The sequence below is a fragment of the Xanthomonas sp. NCPPB 2933 genome, from assembly GCF_056725225.1.
The window spans coordinates 1,316,246-1,337,581 of record NZ_CM161518.1 but is presented as its reverse complement, the minus strand read 5'-3'; the positions used below and the strand labels follow the sequence as shown (position 1 = coordinate 1,337,581).

Below are 21,336 nucleotides of genomic sequence, written 5' to 3'. Positions count from 1 at the left end.
TTTTTTACAGCTACATTTATCCTGCAATTAACGGCAGGAGGACGGACGGTAGTTGGCGGCAATGGTGCCGTTTGTCTTGCAATCCCAGATGATGGAACCACCAGAATCACTCGGGCTCAACACAAAAGTCTTGCCGGCCACCTTGGCGCTAACAGAGCCGGAGCCTTTCAGAGTCGCGGTAATCGCACCAAGAGTACCGACGCCAACACTGGCGACGTACTTACCATTGATTGAGGACGCGGATGCGAGACCGGCCATGGCATTGGTAGTCGGAAAAGCACCCTTGTCAGCGTAGTACTCGGTAACAGCCGTCTTTGCGCCAGAGCTTAGCGTCATGGCCTCGGAGACCTGTGCACGTGCAACGTAGTCCTGATAAGCCGGAAGCGCGATGGCTGCCAGGATTGCGATGATCGCAACGACGATCATCAATTCGATGAGGGTAAAGCCTTGCTGCTTCTTCATGAATAAATCCCCTAGAGGTAGATAAAAGTGTAGACACTGGGCCGGAGGCTGGCAGACATCAACATTTGAGCAAGGCAGGCGCCTGCGCAGTTAGAATCAAGCAAATTGCATGCCAACATCTTACCAACGCTCCCCAGCAATCTCCGGCGCAATGATGGCAGCAGTCCTCAGGAATGGAACCCCCGTGACCGAAATCTGAGAGCGGACCGGAAATGCGACACACAGCGTCACTTTATGACCGACTCTGGCAGATGGGGGGTCGATGATGACCTGGAAGACGGGATGCCATGCGACCCCAGAACCAGCTACCATTCGGCACAGATAGCCCGCCTGGGGATGGCGTGGCTGGGGAGCCTGTATGTCTGTCAGCCGTAGTGCAATTAAGAAAGACCCCGTGGCCCGCAGCACCAGCGAGCTGCAGCCGTTTGTCTGGGAGGGGGTCGACAAGCGCGGCATCAAGATGAAGGGTGAACAGCCCGCCAAGAACGCGAATATGTTGCGCGCCGAATTGCGCCGCCAAGGCATCGTGCCTAGCGTAGTCAAGCCAAGGCCAAAATCACTATTTGGCGCAGCTGGGAGCAAAATCTCCCCGAAGGACATCGCTTTTTTTAGTCGTCAGATGGCAACCATGATGAAGTCTGGCGTCCCTATCGTTTCATCGCTGGAAATCATTGGCGGGGGCCATAAAAACCCTCGGATGAAGAAGATGGTCAACACCATCCGCACCGACATCGAGGGAGGCTCATCGCTTTACGAGGCGATCAGCAAGCATCCAGTCCAGTTCGACGAACTCTACCGCAACCTTGTCAGGGCCGGCGAAGGTGCCGGTGTGCTGGAAACCGTGCTGGACACCGTTGCCAGCTACAAAGAGAACATAGAGGCGTTGAAGGGCAAGATCAAAAAAGCCCTTTTCTACCCGACCATGGTCGTTGTAGTCGCTCTTCTCGTGAGCTCCATTCTGCTGATTTGGGTGGTTCCGCAGTTCGAGGACGTGTTCAGAGGATTCGGCGCAGAGCTTCCGGCATTTACCCAGATGATCGTCGCAATGTCGCGTTTCATGGTCTCATGGTGGTGGTTGATTCTGATAGTCAGCGTCGGTTCTGTAGTGGGATTCATCTTCGCCTACAAGCGCTCGCCGAGAATGCAGCACGCCATGGATCGCTTGATCCTGAAGGTACCCGTAATCGGCCAGATCATGCACAACAGCGCGATCGCCCGCTTTGCCAGAACTACTGCAGTAACGTTCAAAGCCGGCGTGCCATTGGTGGAAGCGCTTGGCATCGTTGCCGGCGCTACCGGCAACATGGTGTACGAAGAAGCTGTGCTACGCATGCGAGATGACGTCTCCGTCGGCTACCCCGTCAACACGGCAATGAAGCAGGTCAACATCTTCCCGCACATGGTGATTCAGATGACCGGCATCGGCGAAGAAGCCGGCGCCTTGGACGCGATGCTGTTCAAGGTCGCTGAGTATTACGAGCAGGAAGTCAACAACGCCGTGGATGCTCTCAGCAGTCTGCTGGAGCCGCTCATCATGGTGTTCATTGGTACCATTGTTGGCGGCATGGTGATCGGCATGTACCTGCCCATCTTCAAACTCGCTTCGGTGGTCTGACAAACAAATGGCATTTCTCGACCAGCATCCCGGTCTCGGCTTTCCCGCCGCGGCCGGACTGGGACTGCTGATCGGCAGCTTCCTTAACGTGGTAATCCTGCGCTTGCCCAAGCGTATGGAGTGGCAGTGGCGGCGCGATGCGCGCGAGATCCTGGAGCTGCCGGACATCTATGAGCCGCCGCCGCCGGGGATCGTGGTGGAGCCGTCGCACGATCCGGTGACCGGCGACAAGCTCAGGTGGTGGGAGAACATCCCGCTCTTCAGCTGGCTGATGCTGCGCGGCAAGTCGCGCTACAGCGGCAAGCCGATCTCCATCCAATACCCATTGGTCGAGTTGCTGACCTCGATCCTGTGCGTGGCCAGCGTCTGGCGTTTCGGCTTTGGCTGGCAGGGCTTTGGCGCGATCGTGCTGAGTTGCTTCCTGGTGGCGATGTCCGGTATCGACCTGCGCCACAAGCTGCTGCCGGACCAGCTGACCTTGCCGCTGATGTGGCTGGGCTTGGTCGGCTCGATGGACAACCTTTACATGCCGGCCAAACCCGCCCTGCTGGGGGCGGCGGTCGGCTATGTCTCACTGTGGACTGTGTGGTGGCTGTTCAAGCAGCTCACCGGCAAGGAAGGCATGGGCCATGGCGACTTCAAGCTACTTGCCGCACTCGGCGCGTGGTGCGGGCTGAAAGGCATCCTGCCGATCATTCTGATCTCCTCGCTGGTCGGCGCCATCCTTGGCTCGATCTGGCTGGTGGCCAAGGGCCGCGACCGTGCCACCCCGATCCCGTTCGGCCCCTACTTGGCCATTGCCGGCTGGGTGGTGTTCTTCTGGGGCAACGATCTGGTGGACGGCTACCTGCACTTCGCAGGCCTGCGTTGACCGGGGCACGGCGATGAGCGACTTCATCGTCGGCCTCACTGGCGGCATCGCCTCCGGCAAGAGCGCCCTCGCTGCCGAGTTCGAGAAGCTGGGCGTGCCGGTGATCGATGCCGATATGGTTGCGCGGCAGGTGGTGGCGCCTGGGCTCATACTTGATGCCATCACAAACCGCTTTGGCCAAGGCATTTTGTTGCCGGATGGCACGCTGGATCGGCAAGCCTTACGCAAAATCGTCTTCGCGGATCCAGCCGAGCGGAAAGCGCTCGAAGCGATCACCCATCCTGCCATTCGCACCGAACTGCAGCGCGCGGCGAAAGCGGCTAATCATCCCTACGCTATCGTGGCAATTCCATTACTCGCTGAAGCAGGGGCACGGGCGACCTATCCCTGGCTCGACCGCATCCTGGTCGTCGATGTACCGGTTGCGCTTCAACACGCCCGCCTGATGCAACGCGACGGCAGTACGTCAGCCCTTGCCGATCAGATGATTGCAGCACAAAGCTCTCGCGCACAACGGCTGGCCATTGCCGATGATGTAGCACGCAATGAAGGCAATACGGACCAGTTGGCGCAGCACGCGCAACGGCTGGATGCGACTTACAGAGCGGCGCTTCAAATCCATCGAATCGAGAACTAACGTTTGATACTCCCGTATGCGATATGCGCCACGGCTGCACGGCCACCATCACATCGGTGAAAAATGATTTGGATGCAATGCATGGAATCCAATATTCCTGCACAGCAGGCCTGCCGGTACATGTGGCATGCGCCACTAATAGCGTGATGCATTCGAATGCCGAATCAGGAAAGTCACATTTTGCCTGATTTACTTCCCTGCAATTGACATTGCAAACGACCAGTAGCAACCCCTGCCTCAAGGAGCGTAGAAACTCCGTGCATAGCGGCACCCATCTCCGTCAAACCGGTGGGGTTTTTGTGCCTGCCTGCAGGCGCAAGCCGACGCGATACCTGCGTCGAGAGGGCGGCTAATACAACACTCCTTCGGGAGAAATACGCCCGCCGGCTATGAGCGGTTTCTAACCTCCCGACATCCCGTCGCCGGCCGGCGACGGTGCCTGTTCTTCGAAGGAGGCGTTGTCACGGCAAATGTATCGATCTTGCAGGTGAGTGAGCATCGTCGCTCCATGGTCCTGGCGGAGGTGAGGCGATGAGCCGGGCGCAGCCTCCAACCTCGAAGCGGTCCAAGCCGGATGCCAAACGCACCGCTAGCGCCAAGCCGCCTGAGCGCGCGATCGATGCACAGCCCGTGCGGCTGGTTCCGTCGCCCACGTTCGATGTGGACAACCTCGACTTCGACCGTCGCCCCAGGCGCCGCGTGGACGATCTGCCGCCGCGCCCACCGCGCAAGGCTCGCACGCCCACGCGCTGCACGGTGGGCTATGCGTTCTACGAGGCGGAGCCTGGCCGGCCGCACAGCCAGCGGATTCCCAGCGTGCGCTTGCGTGGGCTGTGGCTGGAGCAGTTGGGGCTTGCGGTTGGTTGCAAGCTGCAAATCACTGCGCGCGAGGGCGAGTTGGTTGTGACGGTGGTAGAGCGCTGAGCTGTGTTTTGGGTGCGGTTATTCTCTGGAGGCGCTGTCGTGGGGAGGGCGTTATGCGTCAAGCCCTCGCGCACGAGTGCGCTCCTACAAAAGCGCGGGTGTTTGGTTAGCGATGGAAAGCTAGTGTTGCGATGACGCCGCGCTCCTGGCCTGGGCGCACGCTGACGCGCCAGCCGTACAGATCGCACAGCCGGCTGACGATCGATAGGCCGATGCCGCCGCCTTGCGAGTGGCCGGCGTGGGTGCCGCGGTAGCCGCGCTGGAACAGTTTGGCGGCGTCTTCTTCGCTCAGGCCGGGGCCGGAGTCGATCACCTCTACTGCATCGCTGAGCACGCGCACACGCACCTGGCCGTCCTGGGTGTATTTGACCGCGTTGCCGATCAGGTTGCCTAGCGCCACCGACAATGCGGATTCGGGTGCGTCGATGACCAGATCGCGTTCGCCTTCCAACAGCAGTTCCAGCGGTTTGCCGCCGAGCTGGGCACGGTGCGCGTCGATCAGTTGTTCGGCCACCTTGGCGACATTGCTGCTGCCCTGCCCGCGTTCGTTGCGCGAGAGCAGCAGCAGCGAGCCGATCAGGTCGCTGCACTGCAGTTCGGCGCGCTGGATGCGCTGCAGGCGTTGCAGCATCTTTTCGTCGAGATTGGGTTTGCTGAGCAGCAGTTCGGTGGCGCCGCGAATCACCGCCAGCGGGGTACGCAGTTCGTGGCTGACGTCGGCGTTGAATTCGCGGTCGCGCTGCACCACTTCGGTGAGGCGGGCCGAGTAATCGTCCAGGGCTTCTGCGAGCTGGCCCACTTCGTCATCGGGGAAGTGCGCGGCCAACGGCTTGGGCTCGCTGGTACCGCCGCGGTAGGCACGCAAGCGCGCGGCCAGATCGGACACCGGGCGCATCACCTTGGAGGCGGACCACCAGCCGATCACCAACGAAAACCCGCTGAATACCAACACCGAGAGCATCAGCGTGCGCTTGAGCTGAATCTCGCCCTTGAGGGTCTGGGTCATATCGTAGGCGAGGAAGAACCACTCGCTCGGCGTCTTGCGTACGGCCAGTTTGTACGAATACGCGTTGCCGCCCTCGTCCACGCCGGAGATGGTGTGGATGCCGTCGGGCAGCTGGTACCACTCGGGTTGCTCCAGGCGCAGCGCTTCGAATTTGTCGCTTTTGACCACCCGCCCACGCATCTGCTGTACCGGCAGATCGGGGTTACGCAACGGGTCGGAATAGAACCGCTGCGCAAAGGCGTCGATATTGCGGTTCATCACGTCTTCGACCAACTGGTTTTCCACGCGCGAGCGCGCCCAGTTGGTGGCGAAGGCGAACAGCGTGGTCAGGCAAAAGCCCAACAGCACGAACGACAGGATGATGCGGCTGCGCAGGCGCCGCCGGTAGCGGCCACGCCTGCGGGCGGGCCGCGCGCCGTTATTGCTTTCAGGCATCGGGCGAGGCGATGCGATAACCGATGCCGTGACGGGTCTGGATCATCGGCACGTCGAACGGCTTGTCGACCACCGCGCGCAGGCCGTGGATATGCACGCGTAGCGAGTCTGAATCGGGCAGTTCTTCGCCCCAGACGCGGGTCTCCAGCTCCTGGCGGGTGACCACGGCCGGCGAGGCTTCCATCAGCGACTGCAGGATCTTCAACGCGGTGGGGTTGAGCTGCAGCAGCTTGCCGCGGCGGCGCACTTCCAGGGTGTCCAGGTTGTATTCCAGATCGCCGGTTTCCAGCACACGGGTGTGCACGCCCTTGCCACGACGCGACAGCGCGTTGAGCCGCACTTCCACTTCCTGCAGCGCGAACGGCTTGATCAGGTAGTCGTCGGCGCCGGAGTCGAAGCCGGCCAGCTTGTTGTCCAGCGAATCGCGCGCGGTGAGCATCAGCACCGGCGTCTGCTTGCGCGCTTCGTTGCGCAGCTTGCGACACACCTCGATGCCATCCATGCCGGGCAGGTTGAGATCGAGCACGATGGCGTCGAACTCGTGCACCACGGCCAGATGCAGGCCAGTGACGCCGTCGGCGGCGAAATCCACCGTGTGGCCGCGGTCTTCCAGATAGTCGCCAAGATTGGCGGCGATATCGCTGTTGTCTTCAATTACTAGAATGCGCACTTAAGCCTCAATGCTCGAAAGTCGGGATGAACTAGCGGTTTGAATCAATAATCTTTGGCACACGCTGAGCTGTAGTCAAATCGCGCTCACCTTGATCTCGGGAGCGACGACGCTCAGCGACAGTTTGGCAGACTGTGCTGCTGCGATGAGAGCCTGTCGCCTTTTCGCGCTGGCAAATCAAACGGCTTTCCTCGCCCGCCCTTGTGAGAATTGTGTTAACGAGCTCCTGCTCGTTGTATACCGCCACTTTTCGGTCTGGCGTAAGCGTCTCTACACCACCTTGCTCAGCGACCGCAATTTCGATACGAGTAAGAGCCCCGAGCACTTTGGCGCTGTCTTCCTGACTAATTTCGGAATATTTAGTGCCACTGCTCAACTCCCTGCGAATTTCCTTGGCCTGCTCTGCAAAAGGTTTTTTCACATCGACTGCAGTAGAGGTTGCCGCTTGTGCAGTGGAGACAACAGCCATCAGTGCCACCAAGTGCAGAACGTTGCGCATGGACATGCTAATTCCTTGTCATTTGGACTATTTAACACTCCCGACTGTGACGCGAATTCATGGGCGGAGCAAGTGAGCCATCACAAAAAGGCCCAGGTGCCGCTAAGCACCCGGGCTAAAAATGCATCCCGATCACCGTCACTGCCGAGAGCGGAGCTACGGTCGGGAGAGGCTAGCGGGGCAAGGATTAGGGTTTCGTTATTTTTTTGATAAAAATGTTAAATCCCCGATCAACGGGCCGTCTGCTCCAAGTGCTCGATGATTGCGGCGGCCACATCCACGCCACAGACGCCTTCCACGCCTTCCAGGCCGGGGGTGGAATTGACCTCCAGCACCAGCGGGCCGCGGTTGGAGCGGATCAGGTCCACGCCGGCCACCGCCAAACCCAGCGCGCGCGCCGAGCGCACCGCCACCTCCTGCTCCTGCGGCGTGGCTTCGGCCACTGCGGCGGTGCCGCCCAGGTGCAGGTTGGAGCGGAAGTCACCTTCGGCGGCCTGGCGACGCATGGAGGCGACCACCCGGTCGCCGACCACGAAGCAGCGCAGGTCGGCGCCCTCGGCCTCGCCGATGAATTCCTGCACGATGAAGTTGGCATACAGCCCACGCAAGGCTTCGACTACGCCGCGCGAGGCGCTGGCCTTCTCGGTAAGGATCACCCCGGCGCCCTGGGTGCCCTCGTTCAACTTCACCACGTGCGGCGGCGGGCCGAGCATGGAGAGCAGGTCCTGGGTGTCGTCCGGGTTGTCGCCGAACACCGTCACTGGCATATCGATGCCCTGGGCGGCCAGCAGTTGATGCGCGCGCAACTTGTCGCGCGAGCGCAGGATGGCGTCGGAGGGATTGGGCGTGTAGCTGCCCATGAATTCGAGCTGGCGCAACACCGCAGTGGCATAGCGCGTGACCGAGGCGCCAATGCGCGGAATCACCGCGTCGAATCCGGTGATCGGCTTGCCCTTGTAGTGCAGGCTGAAGCCATCGGCGGCGATACGCATGTAGCAGCGCAGCGGGTCGAGAATGCGCACCGTGTGCCCACGCTTGCGCCCGGCCTCGATGAGCCGGCGGGTCGAATACAGCTTGCTGTTGCGGGAAAGGATGGCGATTTTCATCGCGGAGGGTGCGCGGCGCGGCCTGGACATGGTCGGAGTCTAGTGACGAAGTGACCCAAGTCCGTACGTCTGCCGGTCGATCGCGCGTGCGGGCTGCAACCCTGCCCTGCACGCTTCGATCCAACTGGTGTGCGACGGCCCGAGGAGGGGAAGGCGAAAGCTGCTCGGCAACGCTGTTGAAGCGACGCAGGTGTTGCGCAACCTCAGTGGTCTGGATGCTAGCAGGGCGGCCGCGCGGCGCTCAAGCAATGCACACATGCGTTGCGCTAGATGCTGCGCGCATGCACCCTATCTATGCCTATGTCTGTGCCGAATGCGTCAACTAGCACCGACGCCAGTGCTGCTCGACTCATCTCGGCGTAGCGTTGCGTGGGCACGCCCACGTCCAGCCGCGCTGCGCAGTGAATAAGGCGAGCGCAGCGGCTGCCGCATGCTGCCCTCACGCCGTGCCCCTGTGGCCGTGACGCGTTTTGCACAGGCAAAACCGCAATGCTTGAGTCCCCTAATGCCGGCATGCCGGCGCACCCGAGACTCTCAATGCGACGTCCAGCAAGCGCGGCCTATGCCAACCCCTCCCGCATCCGCCAGGGGCGCCCGTTCCCGCGTGGCACGCTCTTCGATGGAACAGGCACCAATTTCGCGCTGTTTTCTGCGCATGCCACGCGCGTGGAGCTGTGTCTGTTCGACGAACAGGGCACCGAGACGCGGGTCGATCTGCCCGAATACACCAACGAGATCTGGCACGGCTATCTGCCCGACGTCAAACCGGGCCAGCGCTACGGCTACCGCGTGCATGGCCCGTACGAGCCGACCGAGGGGCATCGCTTCAACCACAACAAGTTGCTGATGGATCCCTATGCGCGCGAGCTAGATGGCGATCTGATCTGGGCGGACGAACTCTACGGCTACACCGTGGGTCACCCGGATGGCGACCTGAGCTTCGACGAGCGCGACAGTGCGCCCTTCATGCCCAAGTGCGTGGTGGTCGAAGACACCTACGACTGGGAAGACGACGCACGTCTGCTCAAGCCGTGGAACGAAACGGTGATCTACGAGACCCACGTGCGCGGTTACACCATGCGCAACCCGCAGGTGCCGGAGGCGGTGCGCGGTACGTTTGCCGGCCTGGCGCAGCCGCAGGTGCTGCAGTACATCAAGGACCTTGGCGTCACTGCCGTCGAGTTGTTGCCGGTGCATGCGTATCTGGACGACCAGCATCTGCTGGACAAGGACCTGCGCAACTACTGGGGCTACAACACCATCGGCTTTTTTGCGCTGAAGTCGCGTTATCTCTCCAGCGGCCACCGCGATGAATTCCGCGTCATGGTCAAGGCCATGCACAAGCAGGGTCTGGAAGTCATTCTGGACGTGGTCTACAACCACACCGCCGAAGGCAGCGAGCTGGGCCCGACGCTGTCGTTCAAGGGCATCGACAACGCCAGTTACTATCGCCTTGCCGAAGACAAGCGTTATTACATCAACGACACCGGCACCGGTAACACGCTGAATCTGAGCAATTCGCGGGTGATCCAGATGGTCAACGACTCGCTGCGCTATTGGGCCGGCGAGATGCATGTGGACGGATTCCGCTTCGACCTGGCGACCATCCTGGGGCGCGAGCCGAGCGGCTTCGATCAGCGTGGCGGCTTCCTGGATGCCTGCAACCAGGACCCGTTGCTCACGGAAGTGAAGTTGATTGCCGAGCCGTGGGATTGCGGCCCCGGTGGCTATCAGGTGGGTCATTTCCCGCCAGGTTGGTCGGAGTGGAACGACAAATTCCGCGACAATGCGCGCGAGTTCTGGAAGGGCGAAGAGGGCAAGCTCGCCGAGTTTGCCACCCGCTTTACCGGTTCGGCCGATCTGTTCGATCGGCGCGGTCGCCGCCCGTGGGCGTCGGTCAACTTCATCACTGCGCATGACGGTTTCACCCTGCGCGATCTGGTGAGCTACAACGAGAAGCACAACATCGCCAACGGCGAGGACAACCGCGACGGCTCGTCCAACGATGGCTCGTGCAACTACGGCGAAGAAGGCGAGACCGACAACGCCGAGATCCTGCAGATTCGCGAGCGGCAGATGAAAAACCTGCTCGCCACCTTGCTGCTCTCGCAAGGCACGCCGATGCTGCTGAGCGGCGACGAGCGCGCACAGTCGCAAGGCGGCAACAACAACACCTATTGCCAGGACAACGAGATCACCTGGCTGGATTGGGAAAACGACCCGACCGATGGCCGTTTGACCGAATTCGTCAAGGCGCTCACCGGTTTGCGCAAGCGCTACCCGATCCTGTCGCGCGGCCGCTTTCTCAACGGCCAGTACAACGAAGAGGCCGGCCTGCGCGATCTGACCTGGCTCAATCCCGGCGGCACCGAGATGGACGACGCGCATTGGACCGATGCCGGTGCACGCTCGGTGGGCCTGCTGCTGGAAGGCAAGGCGCAGACCTCGGGCGTCAAGGAACTGGCCAACGACGACACCTTGCTGATCGTCATCAATGCCTACCACGAAGGGGTGACCTTCACCCTGCCCTCGTCCGATGAACCGGTGCACTGGAAGCTGGTGCTCTCCACCGACGAAGCGTTGGAAGTGGACATGATGCCGGCCGGCGCCAGCGAGTTCCTGGCTCCGCCACGCAGCGTGTCGGTATTCGAGTGCAAGAGCGACCAGTAACGTTGTTCAAGAGGTGACACACGCTCGCTGTCTGCTGATATCTTGCAGACAGCGAGCTTTTTTGTGCGCTTTAAAAACCCGCTATATCAAAGATGCCTGGATCAAAATGGAGGACGTTCAGAGCGGCCAACAAACCTATTTCTACGTTTTTTTATCCATGTTCAGCCTCGCTGATACGGTGACGGAAGCCTGATCAAGGCACGCGAGAATATCGGTGATCCGCTCTCTTTGAACACTTTTAAACAAAGCAGCTCAAGATCGGCGCAGCAAACTTTAATCAATCATTGCAACAGCTAACAAAAGCTTTTATCGAACAAACAGACAAACCAAGCAGCGCTCAAGCTGGAACAGACCTTCAACCTGGATAGAGCGGAAACCGCTTGTCCGGATGATTGGCTTTCCATTCCTTGTACGAACTGGTGCCTTCCCAGGCCTTGAAGGCGCGCGGGGTACGGCCACGTCCGGACCAGGTCTCGCCGGAATGCGGAATCCAGTACTTGGCCACGACTTCGCCGGTGGACGATAGCGGGCCCTTGGACTTGCCGGTCATTGCGAGGGACGCGATCTGGCTTTTCTGTTTTGCGTTGAAGCGGCCACCAAACTGGGTCAGCACTTCGACGACCTGGTCGAAGGCTTCCAGCGTCTGGGCATATTTCAGCTGGGCTTCTTCCTGTTCGAGCTTACGCAGCTCTTCCAGCAATTGGGCTTTGGCGGCGGCGGAGGGTGAAGCAGGCGGAACCTGGCGCATTGGCAAAACTGAGGTTGGGCGGATCAACGAGTATTGCCGTTGCGCCGGCTAGCGTAAAGCGCTGTGGCCTACGCGAGTCTGGAAGCGGTCAGCGAGGGCGCAGCAGGGCATGCTCCCGGGCCATGCTCAGCACCGGCCCGATCCGCCCGGCGCGGATCAACTCGCTGCAGTGCTTGCCCACGAACTCGACCCTGGGCGCGGAAAACCACTGCATCACCCGCTCCGGCTCCCCGGCATTGATCGACCAGGCGTGGCACACCGTCTCGCCCAGCTCCTCCACCCCCACCAGGCCCAGCTCTCGAATCTGTTCCGGGTCGAGCGCAAACATCTCCAGCACCCTGCCCGCATCGGCCGGCGTGCCGTAGCCGCTATTCATCTGCCTGGCGATGCCGGCGCTGTAAGCAACCGATGCGGCGTGTGCGGACTCGGCGCGGCGCATGCCCTTGAGAAGTGCGCCGATGAGTTGAGGATGTGTCGTGGTCATGGTGCTCGCTCGATCATGGCCATAACTATGACCACCATCGGCGATGCGCTCAATCAGGAGGTTCCTGACCATGGGCAAGGAAATCACGAAGCGTGCTATCGGGGTTCTTCAGGAAGTTACTTTCTGCAATCGATGTCATTTCGATGTATGCCTAAACAGGCGTCTTCTAGCGATCGATTACCAAAAGCCAGCACCCGACATCGAGGCCGATTCATGCGTAGAGTCGACCGTCCCAGCGTCACGGTGGAGATTCCCATGTCCAGCCCGGCCAAGGTCACAATCGACAACCGCACCAGCTACACCATCGTCACCCACGTAACCCGGGATTACTGGGTGGAAGGCGACGGCGACTCCATCGATGGCAAAACCATCGAAGCAGACTCGAAACAGACCTATACCGTGAAGGCCAAGACCGCCCACCATGGTGAGTTGGACATCGACCTCATCGATAGCGCGACCTCCACTGTCATCGCGACGCTCAACATCAACAGCATCAAGGACCCGCAGGACGGCAGCGGCCTGGCCGGCACATCGAAAACGGCCACTCTGCAGATTGCGGCAGTGGGCCATCGCAGCTCGCCCGGCGACGCCGATCTGAGACGGATCGACGTCACCCTGGTGGATGTGAGCATCGGCCGGTTGCGTTACAACGAAGTCTCCATGAAGGCCTCGCACAACAGTTATCAGCGCGACGAAACCCTGCGCGAGCAGATCACCTGGAACCCGAAAAATCACTACGACTGCGGGTGTGGCGGGTTGGAACTGGATATTGCCCAATCCGACGATGGTCTGGATTGGTCGGTTGGCCACAAGGGTTCCTACGATAAGCACTACCGTCAGCTCTCCGGCTTTTTGAGCGACCTGGCGGTGTGGTCGAAAGAAAATGACGGCCACGACGTGATCACCTTGCACCTGGACCTCAAACACACTGCGACCAAAGACTTCCCTGATCAACTGGATGCGTATCTCAAGGACAGGCTGCCGCGCATCTATACACCTGGCGAACTGATGGGGTCACAAGAGACGCTGGCACTTGGCGCCGAAAGGAATGGCTGGCCCTTCATTGAAGACTTGAAGAACACGTTTCTTGTCTGCGTGACCGGCAACAAGCAGGACAAGCAGACCTATGCGGAAACCGCGCCGAAATCGCGGCTATGCTTCGCCGACAAAGACACCGATGCCGACGAGAATCCCTCGGATCCTCACCGGGTCTTTTTCAACTTCCACATCTTCCATTCTGATCGCGATCAATGGATGAAGACATTCAAGGCCTGTGTCGGCAGACCCGAGGTCATCATCCGTGCGTATCTAGCCAATAGCGAAGACAACTGGAACGACTGTCTCGACAGCGGCTGTTGCGTGATCGCGACCAACAAGATCAGCGACCACGCCTGGGCACTGGTCGGCGCGCAGCGCTTCGCCAAGCGGGTGCCGTTGTTGTAGTGAAGGAATTCCCTTACGGCCCCGCTCCTGGTTCCTGACAGCGATGCGAGTGGTTTTCTGGCAGAATCGGCGGCCTGCAGGCTGATGGACCATCGGCGTCGGCCCGCAGGCATGGACGCCAAAAGCGCTAATTAACCAAGGTCAAGGAGGATCACGATTGGGAATGTCATCGATTCGGCACGTGGGCGACTATCAGCTCACCGCGCATGTCACGCCCGGCCAAGGGCAGTTTTCGGCTGAACTGCTGCTCAGCAAATCCGGCGGCATTACCTTGCAGCGATACCGTGTGCCGGGCGATGCGTTCGCCGACCGCGTTGCCGCGCATGATCACGCCAGGCAGTGGATGGCGATGTGCGAGGTCTCCAGCGATGGGCACGTGCGCTTCGATGCGCATTGCCTCGATCAGGGCCGACGTGCAGTAGCCGCCGCCTAAGCAGTCGGGAAGCACCGGGTGAGCCGCTCGTTCCAGAAGGCGAGTTGCTCCAACGTGTGCGACTCAATGGGTTTTTCCACTGTCGACGACGCTTTGCGGTGCGCCACTGTGGCAATCAGCGATGCCGCCAGGCGATCCCAGCACAGTCTGAGCAAGGCCGGTTCGGGATGCGAAGCAAGCATTGCTTCCAGCATCGCCCCTTGCGCGACTCTTGATGCCTGCAATTCGCTCAGCGCATCGGTCACTGCCGTCATCCATTGCTCGGTCAACTGCTCCGTCATTTCCGCACGCAATCCCTTTCAAGATGCACAGGCTATCCGCAATGCACGGGTTTGTACCGGCTGCGCGCAAGATTCGCCAAGACATTACTGAACCGTATGGCGGAGGCGTTGCGCGAATCTCCGAAGCGATGCTTTTCATCACCGAGCGCTGCCGACAGTGCATTGGCAAGATCGCTTTCCCTTGAAGGCGAGACGGCTTTCGACTCGATGAAAGATCTCAGCTGCGAACTTGCCGCCACTAAAACCGATGCCCGGCCTGACGGAGCGATTACTCAGCTCGTCATCGAGTCAAGATTTCGTGAAATCTGCCGATAACGGATTGAGACACCTCGGCAAGCGCTAGCGAATCAGGCAAGCCGGTCGACGTTGGCGACAACGCCTCAGGTTGCTCGGGCAGGCCAGTCACTCGCCGGCTCCTCCCACTCCTCCGCTTCTTCCCCAGGTCCCAGCATGCTACCCACGATCAAGAGCAAATTTATATTGGCATTGTTGGGAACGCTGATTCCGAGCATCCTGCTGTGTCTGTTCCTGCTGAACAGCCTGCACACCTCCAAGAACAATGTCGGCACGCTCTACAATCGCGACTTCACCGGCTCTGCGCTTGCCAGCAGCATCGACGGTCAGCTGACCCGGGTGGATATCAACATCCTGCGCATGATCGCCATCGGCACGCCCGAGCTGATCACTCAATGGAAGCAGGAAAACCAAACGCGCTTCACGCAAGTCGCGGCCAGCATCGTGGAACTCAAGCAGTTGCTGAGCCAGGAAGCCGAGCACACCGCCCAGCTGCAAAAGATCACGGCAAGCTATGCGCTGATGCAAGCGGGGATGCAGCGCCAGATCGAGTTGATCGAAGCAGGCGATATCGCCGGCGGCGCCGAAGTCAATCGGACCCAGGTCAAGGACAACGCCAACGCCACCTTTGCCGGGCTTGCCACCTTGCGTGACGAACTGGCCGCCTCTGCCAAGCTGCGCTATCAGCAGCAACAGGCCACCAACACACGCGCCATCACCTTGTCGGCGATCGCGTTGGGGTTGATCGCGCTGGCGGGCGTGAGCATCGCGATGCTCCTGGGGAACGCGATTTCACGCTCGATCCAGCGGGCAGTTGCCGCCGTCGAGCAGTTGTCGCGCGGCGTACTCGATGTCGATATCAAGGTCACCGGCAAGGACGAAACCGTGCAGTTGGCCAGTGCGGTCTATCGCATCCGCGATCGCCTGCAAGGCGTCATCGCCGCGCAGCTGGAAATGGCACGCCGGCACGATGCTGGCGAGATCAGCTATCGCATGGACGAAAATGCATTTCCTGGCGAGTTCGGTCACATGGTGCGCGATGCCAATGCCCTGGCCAGTTCGCATATCGCCATGACGATGCGCCTGACACAGATCATCGGGCGCTACGCCATCGGCGATCTCTCCGATGAGATGGATCGGCTGCCGGGCGAGAAGGCGGTGGTGACCGAGACGATGAATCAGGTCAAACAGAATCTGCAGGCGATCAATCAGGAAATCAGCCGCCTGGCTTCGGCAGCGGCAGCCGGGGACTTCAGCGTGCGTGGCGACACCGAGCGCTTCCAGCATGATTTCCGTACCATGGTCACCAGCCTCAATCACCTGATGTCCACCGCCGACGGCAACCTGCAATCGCTGTCTGCATTGCTGCAGTCCATCGCCGCAGGCGACCTCACGGCGCGCATGAGCGGCGAGTTCAATGGCGTGTTCGCACAGATGCGTGATGACGCCAACACCACCGCCGCGCAGCTGGCGGAAATCGTCGGGCGCATTCAGCACTCGGCAATCTCCATCAATTCGGCTGCCAGCGAAATCGCCGCCGGCAATCAGGACCTGTCGCACCGTACCGAACAGCAAGCGGCCAACCTGGAAGAAACCGCCGCTTCGATGGAAGAGCTCACCTCCACCGTTCGCCAGAATGCCGAGCATGCACGCCAGGCCAATCAGCTGGCGATCGGTGCGGCAAGCGTGGCCTCGCAAGGCGGCGAGATCGTGAGCAAGGTCGTGGGCACCATGGCCGGCATCGAAGCCTCGTCCAAGAAGATCGCCGACATCATCAGCGTCATCGACGGCATTTCGTTCCAGACCAATATCCTGGCGCTGAACGCGGCCGTGGAAGCCGCGCGCGCCGGCGAACAGGGCCGTGGCTTTGCCGTGGTCGCCTCGGAAGTGCGCACGCTCGCTCAGCGCTCAACCGCAGCTGCGAAGGAGATCAAGGGCTTGATCGACGATTCGGTCCAGCGCGTTACCGAAGGCTCCACGCTGGTGCACACCGCCGGCAACACCATGGCCGAGCTTGTGGCCAGCGTGCAGCGCGTGACCGACATTATGGGTGAGATCTCCGCGGCCTCGCAGGAACAGTCGGTCGGCATCGAGCAGGTCAACATCACGGTCACGCAAATGGATGAGACCACCCAGCAAAATGCGGCACTGGTGGAAGAAGCCACCGCGGCGGCGCGTTCGATGGAAGAACAGGCCGGGCAGCTCACCGAGGCGGTTGCGGTGTTCAAAATTGCGCAGACGAACACGCACAGCGCGTGTTCGGCACCAACCGCATCATCAAAGCTCAGCCTGGTCAGCGGCCGAACAGTAGCACCGGTCAAAGCCGTTACCCGTCAAGGGTCTGCACCGAAAAAACTGGCTGCCACTGCTTCCAGTGACGGGAATAACTGGCAGGAATTCTAAGCCTCGACCGTATTCAAAGACCCGGCAATGCCGGGTCTTTTTGCTTCATCAAGGCACGTCCAGGCATGTACGTGCAGGTTGTCCATGCGCCTGATCGTCTTCATTGGACCCGCTCCCAACTGGTAGGCGACCGAGCGCCTACCTCAGCGCCTGGCAACTGCAAAGGATCATGCCTGGTGGAAGTGATCGTTGGAATGTGACTCACCAGGCGCCCTGCGTCTACGTAATCGCCCCACACTTGAAATTTATAACGCGCTGGCGAGTCGCTCGATGCTCAGATGTTGCGCTGTCTACGCAATACTCAGCGTCGCCCATGCGAGCAAGGCGTAACGGGTGGTCTTGGCGATCGCAACCAGCTGCAGGAACACGTGCAGCGGCTCGCGCATGACCCCCGCCGCAAGTGTCAACGGGTCGCCGATGATCGGCATCCAGCTCAGCAGCAGCGACCATTTGCCGTATTTGCCATACCAGGCCTGGGCGCGCAGCAATGCAGCCGCTTTGATCGGGAACCAGCGCTTTGCCTGAAAGCGCAACGCCTCGCGCCCAAGCCACCAGTTGATCAGCGAGCCGAGCACGTTGCCGATGCTCGCAGCAGCCACGAGCCCCAACGCAGAATCGCCGCGCAACAGCAGCGCCACCAATGCCGTCTCCGACTGCGCAGGGAGCAAGGTGGCTGCGATAAGCGCAAGCGCGAAAAGCGAGAGATACGTCATTGGCTACGTTGCGCGTGTTGTGATGATGCAGGAGGTTGGGCGATGCATCCGGCGCAACATCTGCGCCACGACAAACGCCAATGCGACATGGCGCAGCGTTATCGCTTGACCGGCTTTCGCCGCTTGATCTTTTCGTCAGGAAACACCCTGGCACACAGAAAGTCGACAAACGCCCGCACCTTCGGCGAAGGATGCTTGCTTGCCGGCCAAAGCACGTGGAACGCGCCGCTGCGCCGCACGTGCTCGGCCAACACGGGAAGCAGGCGCCCGTCTGCCAGCAGGTCGCGGATGGCGAAATCCGGCAGGCAGGCTATTCCGAGTCCTTGCGCTGCAAAGCACACCCGCGTTTCGATGTTGTTGCAGATCATCGAGGTGGGAAGCACCAGTTCGCCGCTGTTGCGCCGCGTATGCAGCGGCCAGGTTTCCAGTTTTCCCGAGTTGGGATAACGGTAATGCAGGCAGGCATGCTGCAGCAGATCGACCGGCACACGCGGAGTGCCGCGCTGCGCGAGATACTCAGGCGCAGCCACCAGCATCATCTGGAAACCACCGAGACGCCTGGCCGAAAGGCGCGAATCGCTCGGCTCGCCGGTTCTCACCACCGCATCGAACCCTTCCTCGATCACATCGACCATCCGGTCGCTGAAGTCCAGATCCAGCTCGATCTCGGGATAGTGGCGCATGAAGTCACCCAGCACCGGCAATACCAACGCACTGACCAGCGGCAGGCTCACCCGCAAGCGCCCGCGCGGCGCGGCGGTGGCCTGCGAAAGTTCCAGTTCTGCTGCTTCGATCTCGGCGAGGATGCGGCGGCTACGCTCCAGGAACAACGTGCCTTCGGCTGTCAGCGTGACGCTGCGCGTACTGCGATGAAACAGCCGCACGCCAAGTTTTTCTTCCAACCGCACCACGCGTTTGCCGACCGCAGACGCCGACACGCCCAACAACCGGCCAGCCGCGACGAAGCTGCGCGTTTCGGCAACCTGCACGAACACCACGAACCCGCTCAGGCTTTCCACCACACGTCTCCATTGCGGACGTTTGGTTCCGCACAACGCGGAACTTTACCCCAGTTTTTCTTTAATCGAAGGCTGTCTACTCTGCCTGCACTGTCTCTCGATCAACCACACTTATGACACTGTCCCTCTCTCCGCCGCACACCGCCATGTCGCCCGCACTGCTGACCAGCAACATCCAGGCGGTCGTTCAGCACGCCCTGGACGATCGACGGCTGGTGGGAGCGGTCGTCCTGGTCGCCCGCAATGGTGAGCTGATCCACCGGCAGGCCGCTGGCTGGGCAGACCGGGAAAGCTGTCGCGCGATGCACGTGGATGCGCTCTTTCGTCTGTCATCGGTCAGCAAACCCGTCATTTCAACCGCTGCGCTGGTGCTGGTCGCACAAGGGCGCCTGGATCTGGATGCAGGCATCGATCGCTGGCTGCCCGAGTTCCAGCCACGGCTGGCCGATGGCCGCCCTGCACGCATCACGGCACGCCAACTGCTCAGCCATACCGCCGGCCTGGGCTATCGCTTTCTCGAAGCAGACGCCAATGGTCCTTATGCAGTCGCCGGCGTCTCCGACGGCATGGATGCCGCTGACATCACTCTGGAAGAAAACCTGCGCCGCATTGCCAGCGTGCCGCTGCTTTATGCGCCGGGCACGGCCTGGGGCTACTCGCTGGCAACCGACGTGCTGGGTGCGTTGATTGCACGTGTGTACGGTGCCCCGTTGAACGACGCGGTGCGCGCGTTGGTGACCGGACCGCTGGGCATAGCGGACACCGATTTCGTCACCTCCGAAACGCAGCGTGTGGCGACCGCCTACGTCAACGCTTCGCCGCAGCCGCATCGCCTGGCAGAAGCAGAAACCGTCTCGGCCTTCGAAGGTGCGATCGGCATCCGTTACAGCCCCGCCCGCATCTTCGATCCGCAGGCGTTTGCCTCTGGCGGCGCCGGCATGGTGGGCACCGCCGGGGATTTTCTGCGTCTGCTCGAAGCCTTGCGCGATGGCGATGGCCAGCTGCTGCCTAGCCCGTTTATCGAGGAGATGGCGAGCGATCAGACCGGAGGCGCTGCGCTGCAGGATCTGCCAGGGCTTGGCTTCGGGCTGGGGTTCTCGGTCTTGCGCGACCCGGCGCTCGCCGCATCGCCGGAATCTGTCGGCACCTGGCGCTGGGGTGGTGCATATGGCCACTCGTGGTTTGTTGACCGGGCGCTAGGCCTGAGCGTGGTCGCCTTCACCAACACCTTGTACGAAGGCATGTCGGGCAGCTTCGTCACCGATCTGCGCGATGCGGTGTATGCCACTGTGGAAGCAAGGCAATGAACTCGACTGCGAAAGACCGCTTGCCACTGGCACCCTTGCTCGCGCTTGCCATGGCCGCCTTTATCACCATCCTCACCGAAGCGCTGCCAGCGGGTCTGCTGCCGCAGATGGCAGATGGCTTAGCTGTCTCCGAAGCCTGGGTCGGTCAGACCGTCACCATCTATGCCCTCGGTTCCTTGTTGGCAGCGATACCATTGACCATCGCCACCCAGGGCATTGCCCGTCGCCCGCTGCTGCTGGCGGCCATCGCCGGCTTCGCCATCGCCAACACGATCACCACGCTCTCCAGCAGCTATGCGCTGACGATGGTGGTGCGCTTTCTGGCGGGCGTCTCGGCCGGATTGTTGTGGGCGTTGCTGGCCGGCTATGCGGCGCGCATGGTGCCCGAGCATCAGAAAGGCCGCGCCATCGCGATCGCAATGGTTGGCACACCGCTGGCATTGTCGCTGGGCGTGCCGGCCGGCGCGTTCCTTGGCAGCCTGGTGAGCTGGCGTGTGTGCTTCGGCATCATGAGCGTCCTGGCGGTGATCCTGATGCTGTGGGTGCGCCTGCAGGTACCGGATTTCTCCGGGCAGGCGCAGGGCAAGCAGCAACGTCTGGCGCATGTGTTGAGGTTGCCCGGCATTCGGCCGGTGCTGTTCGTGGTGCTGGCTTTCGTGTTGGCCCACAACATTCTCTACACCTACATCGCCTCGTTCCTGGCGGAGGCCGGCATGGCGCAGCGCACCGATCTGGTGTTGCTGGTCTTCGGTGGCGCATCGCTGATCGGCATCTGGATCGTGGGCGTACTGATCGACCGCCATCTACGCGCTCTGACGCTGACCAGCACGCTGCTGTTCTGCGTTTCGGCATTGGCACTGGGCCTGGCTGGCACATTTCCCACGATCGTCTACATCGCAGTCGGCGTCTGGGGGCTTGCCTTCGGCGGCAGCGCGACGTTGTTTCAGACAGCGCTCGCCAAATCGGCCGGAGAGGAGGCGGATGTCGCTCAATCCATGTTGGTGACCGCGTGGAATACCGCCATCGCTGGCGGCGGCCTTCTCGGTGGCGTGCTGCTCGACCAGCTCGGCGTCGGCGCGTTCCCGCCTGCGTTGCTAGTGCTGCTTGCCGCAACGCTGGTGGTGACGTGGACGGCCAAGCGACATGGCTTTGCGGCATCAAAAGATGACCGCGACGTATCGCGGCCGGCTACGGTCGGAAGACAGGCATAAACGCTGGACGTAGGGAGCCGATGCCACTTCGCAAGAAGGCTTGCCCAGTACAGACGCATCGAATTGCGGAGTGAATCAACGGTACGGAGCGGGCAGATGTGCCGA

The 21,336-nt window shown here is 61.1% G+C and carries 20 protein-coding genes; 10 read left to right on the top strand and 10 right to left on the bottom strand.

Annotated features, from left to right (window positions below; translation table 11 throughout):
• Window positions 1–27: 27 nt before the first annotated feature.
• Window positions 28–462, bottom strand: a complete 435-nt coding sequence (locus AC1PLU_RS05570) for a pilin (protein WP_481107934.1) — start codon at window positions 460–462, stop codon at window positions 28–30.
• A 358-nt stretch (window positions 463–820) separates the two neighbouring features.
• On the opposite strand from AC1PLU_RS05570, the gene AC1PLU_RS05565 reads away from it, so the two are divergent.
• The 4 genes from AC1PLU_RS05565 (at window position 821) to AC1PLU_RS05550 (ending at window position 4,509) form a co-directional block, all read left to right on the top strand.
• The gene (locus tag AC1PLU_RS05565; RefSeq protein WP_481107933.1) at window positions 821–2,077 is read left to right on the top strand and encodes a type II secretion system F family protein; all 1,257 of its coding nucleotides are present in this window, start codon (window positions 821–823) and stop codon (window positions 2,075–2,077) included.
• 7 nt (window positions 2,078–2,084) lie between these two features.
• Entirely contained in the window at window positions 2,085–2,948 is an 864-nt protein-coding gene (locus AC1PLU_RS05560; RefSeq protein ID WP_481107932.1) for a prepilin peptidase, read from the top strand.
• Between the two features lie 13 nt (window positions 2,949–2,961).
• Complete coding sequence (gene coaE, locus AC1PLU_RS05555; protein WP_481107931.1) at window positions 2,962–3,585, top strand: dephospho-CoA kinase; 624 nt, start codon at window positions 2,962–2,964, stop codon at window positions 3,583–3,585.
• 531 nt (window positions 3,586–4,116) lie between these two features.
• The gene (locus AC1PLU_RS05550) at window positions 4,117–4,509 is read left to right on the top strand and encodes a SymE family type I addiction module toxin (RefSeq protein WP_481107930.1); all 393 of its coding nucleotides are present in this window, start codon (window positions 4,117–4,119) and stop codon (window positions 4,507–4,509) included.
• Window positions 4,510–4,615: 106 nt separating this feature from the next.
• Here AC1PLU_RS05550 and AC1PLU_RS05545 read toward each other — a convergent pair whose 3' ends face one another.
• The 4 genes from AC1PLU_RS05545 to rimK all read right to left on the bottom strand — a co-directional run bounded on the left by AC1PLU_RS05545 (window position 4,616) and on the right by rimK (window position 8,225).
• Window positions 4,616–5,950, bottom strand: a complete 1,335-nt coding sequence (locus AC1PLU_RS05545; RefSeq protein WP_023904912.1) for a sensor histidine kinase — start codon at window positions 5,948–5,950, stop codon at window positions 4,616–4,618.
• A complete protein-coding gene (locus tag AC1PLU_RS05540) occupies window positions 5,943–6,620 on the bottom strand; it encodes a response regulator transcription factor (RefSeq protein WP_006448355.1) in 678 nt (225 codons plus the stop codon). The genes AC1PLU_RS05545 and AC1PLU_RS05540 overlap by 8 nt, the downstream gene beginning before the upstream one ends.
• A 31-nt stretch (window positions 6,621–6,651) precedes the next feature.
• Window positions 6,652–7,125, bottom strand: coding sequence for a hypothetical protein (locus AC1PLU_RS05535; protein WP_481107929.1), 474 nt, complete (start codon window positions 7,123–7,125; stop codon window positions 6,652–6,654).
• Window positions 7,126–7,349: 224 nt separating this feature from the next.
• Window positions 7,350–8,225 (bottom strand): 30S ribosomal protein S6--L-glutamate ligase, encoded by an 876-nt coding sequence (rimK, locus tag AC1PLU_RS05530; RefSeq protein WP_074058087.1) that lies wholly within the window; start codon window positions 8,223–8,225, stop codon window positions 7,350–7,352.
• A gap of 537 nt (window positions 8,226–8,762) precedes the next feature.
• On the opposite strand from rimK, the gene glgX reads away from it, so the two are divergent.
• The gene (gene glgX / locus AC1PLU_RS05525) at window positions 8,763–10,895 is read left to right on the top strand and encodes a glycogen debranching protein GlgX (protein ID WP_481107928.1); all 2,133 of its coding nucleotides are present in this window, start codon (window positions 8,763–8,765) and stop codon (window positions 10,893–10,895) included.
• Between the two features lie 355 nt (window positions 10,896–11,250).
• Here glgX and AC1PLU_RS05520 read toward each other — a convergent pair whose 3' ends face one another.
• A complete protein-coding gene (locus tag AC1PLU_RS05520) occupies window positions 11,251–11,643 on the bottom strand; it encodes an H-NS histone family protein (protein ID WP_055824272.1) in 393 nt (130 codons plus the stop codon).
• An 88-nt stretch (window positions 11,644–11,731) separates the two neighbouring features.
• Entirely contained in the window at window positions 11,732–12,127 is a 396-nt protein-coding gene (locus tag AC1PLU_RS05515) for a hypothetical protein (RefSeq protein WP_023904916.1), read from the bottom strand.
• A gap of 255 nt (window positions 12,128–12,382) precedes the next feature.
• On the opposite strand from AC1PLU_RS05515, the gene AC1PLU_RS05510 reads away from it, so the two are divergent.
• Both AC1PLU_RS05510 and AC1PLU_RS05505 read left to right on the top strand, forming a co-directional pair.
• On the top strand, window positions 12,383–13,570 hold the full coding sequence (locus AC1PLU_RS05510) for a PI-PLC domain-containing protein (RefSeq protein ID WP_481107927.1): 1,188 nt from the start codon (window positions 12,383–12,385) through the stop codon (window positions 13,568–13,570).
• Window positions 13,571–13,733: 163 nt separating this feature from the next.
• Window positions 13,734–14,003 (top strand): hypothetical protein, encoded by a 270-nt coding sequence (locus AC1PLU_RS05505; protein WP_481107926.1) that lies wholly within the window; start codon window positions 13,734–13,736, stop codon window positions 14,001–14,003.
• Here AC1PLU_RS05505 and AC1PLU_RS05500 read toward each other — a convergent pair.
• Window positions 14,000–14,284, bottom strand: coding sequence for a hypothetical protein (locus AC1PLU_RS05500; protein ID WP_481107925.1), 285 nt, complete (start codon window positions 14,282–14,284; stop codon window positions 14,000–14,002). The genes AC1PLU_RS05505 and AC1PLU_RS05500 overlap by 4 nt on opposite strands.
• Before the next feature lie 450 nt (window positions 14,285–14,734).
• Here AC1PLU_RS05500 and AC1PLU_RS05495 point away from each other — a divergent pair, with 450 nt between their 5' ends.
• On the top strand, window positions 14,735–16,981 hold the full coding sequence (locus AC1PLU_RS05495) for a methyl-accepting chemotaxis protein (RefSeq protein WP_481107924.1): 2,247 nt from the start codon (window positions 14,735–14,737) through the stop codon (window positions 16,979–16,981).
• A 290-nt stretch (window positions 16,982–17,271) separates the two neighbouring features.
• On the opposite strand, the gene AC1PLU_RS05490 is transcribed toward AC1PLU_RS05495, so the two are convergent.
• Window positions 17,272–17,694: a YqaA family protein gene (locus AC1PLU_RS05490; protein ID WP_481107923.1), complete on the bottom strand. Its 423-nt coding sequence runs from the start codon at window positions 17,692–17,694 to the stop codon at window positions 17,272–17,274.
• A 98-nt stretch (window positions 17,695–17,792) separates the two neighbouring features.
• Complete coding sequence (locus AC1PLU_RS05485; RefSeq protein WP_481107922.1) at window positions 17,793–18,713, bottom strand: LysR family transcriptional regulator; 921 nt, start codon at window positions 18,711–18,713, stop codon at window positions 17,793–17,795.
• Window positions 18,714–18,859: 146 nt separating this feature from the next.
• On the opposite strand from AC1PLU_RS05485, the gene AC1PLU_RS05480 reads away from it, so the two are divergent.
• A complete protein-coding gene (locus AC1PLU_RS05480; RefSeq protein ID WP_481107921.1) occupies window positions 18,860–20,020 on the top strand; it encodes a serine hydrolase domain-containing protein in 1,161 nt (386 codons plus the stop codon).
• Entirely contained in the window at window positions 20,017–21,231 is a 1,215-nt protein-coding gene (locus AC1PLU_RS05475; protein WP_481107920.1) for an MFS transporter, read from the top strand. The genes AC1PLU_RS05480 and AC1PLU_RS05475 overlap by 4 nt, the downstream gene beginning before the upstream one ends.
• Window positions 21,232–21,336 lie beyond the last annotated feature (105 nt).

Coding starts and splice junctions, on each gene's coding strand:
- AC1PLU_RS05570 (WP_481107934.1), bottom strand. CDS start 462: ATGAAGAAGCAGCAAGGCTTTACCCTCATCGAATTGATGATCGTCGTT.
- AC1PLU_RS05565 (WP_481107933.1), top strand. CDS start 821: ATGTCTGTCAGCCGTAGTGCAATTAAGAAAGACCCCGTGGCCCGCAGC.
- AC1PLU_RS05560 (WP_481107932.1), top strand. CDS start 2,085: ATGGCATTTCTCGACCAGCATCCCGGTCTCGGCTTTCCCGCCGCGGCC.
- coaE (WP_481107931.1), top strand. CDS start 2,962: ATGAGCGACTTCATCGTCGGCCTCACTGGCGGCATCGCCTCCGGCAAG.
- AC1PLU_RS05550 (WP_481107930.1), top strand. CDS start 4,117: ATGAGCCGGGCGCAGCCTCCAACCTCGAAGCGGTCCAAGCCGGATGCC.
- AC1PLU_RS05545 (WP_023904912.1), bottom strand. CDS start 5,950: ATGCCTGAAAGCAATAACGGCGCGCGGCCCGCCCGCAGGCGTGGCCGC.
- AC1PLU_RS05535 (WP_481107929.1), bottom strand. CDS start 7,125: ATGTCCATGCGCAACGTTCTGCACTTGGTGGCACTGATGGCTGTTGTC.
- rimK (WP_074058087.1), bottom strand. CDS start 8,225: ATGAAAATCGCCATCCTTTCCCGCAACAGCAAGCTGTATTCGACCCGC.
- glgX (WP_481107928.1), top strand. CDS start 8,763: ATGCGACGTCCAGCAAGCGCGGCCTATGCCAACCCCTCCCGCATCCGC.
- AC1PLU_RS05520 (WP_055824272.1), bottom strand. CDS start 11,643: ATGCGCCAGGTTCCGCCTGCTTCACCCTCCGCCGCCGCCAAAGCCCAA.
- AC1PLU_RS05515 (WP_023904916.1), bottom strand. CDS start 12,127: ATGACCACGACACATCCTCAACTCATCGGCGCACTTCTCAAGGGCATG.
- AC1PLU_RS05510 (WP_481107927.1), top strand. CDS start 12,383: ATGTCCAGCCCGGCCAAGGTCACAATCGACAACCGCACCAGCTACACC.
- AC1PLU_RS05505 (WP_481107926.1), top strand. CDS start 13,734: ATGTCATCGATTCGGCACGTGGGCGACTATCAGCTCACCGCGCATGTC.
- AC1PLU_RS05500 (WP_481107925.1), bottom strand. CDS start 14,284: ATGACGGAGCAGTTGACCGAGCAATGGATGACGGCAGTGACCGATGCG.
- AC1PLU_RS05495 (WP_481107924.1), top strand. CDS start 14,735: ATGCTACCCACGATCAAGAGCAAATTTATATTGGCATTGTTGGGAACG.
- AC1PLU_RS05490 (WP_481107923.1), bottom strand. CDS start 17,694: ATGACGTATCTCTCGCTTTTCGCGCTTGCGCTTATCGCAGCCACCTTG.
- AC1PLU_RS05480 (WP_481107921.1), top strand. CDS start 18,860: ATGTCGCCCGCACTGCTGACCAGCAACATCCAGGCGGTCGTTCAGCAC.
- AC1PLU_RS05475 (WP_481107920.1), top strand. CDS start 20,017: ATGAACTCGACTGCGAAAGACCGCTTGCCACTGGCACCCTTGCTCGCG.